Source organism: Halomonas marinisediminis, from assembly GCF_004347715.1.
In the GTDB taxonomy this organism is placed as follows: Bacteria; Pseudomonadota; Gammaproteobacteria; order Pseudomonadales; family Halomonadaceae; genus Halomonas; species Halomonas icarae.
In genome coordinates this window covers 1-226 of record NZ_SLTR01000805.1, presented here as the reverse complement: position 1 = coordinate 226, position 226 = coordinate 1, and the positions used below count along the sequence as shown (strand labels likewise).

Here is a 226-nt window from a genome sequence, read left to right as displayed (position 1 = left end):
GAGGAAGGCCACGAGGTCCACATGTTCATCCGCCGCGGGAACAAGGTGAACGGCAAGGTCAACCCATTCATCTACTGCGGGCAACCCAGGTTCGCCGGATGGCAGGGTGAGAAGCCAATTGAAGTACAATGGGAATTGGCTTCACCAGCACGGCGCGAGCTTTGGGCGGAGCTCGGAAGTCCAAATCAAGACTTACAGCTTAAAAGAATTCAGTTTGCCGTTGCCC

Annotated in this window: 1 protein-coding gene; it reads left to right on the top strand. The window is 55.3% G+C overall.

Going from position 1 to position 226, the window contains the following annotated elements:
• Nucleotides 1-21 precede the first annotated feature (21 nt).
• Nucleotides 22-226, top strand: a 205-nt coding sequence (locus E0702_RS18590) for a hypothetical protein (RefSeq protein WP_240721831.1), incomplete at its 3' end; no start/stop codon positions are given.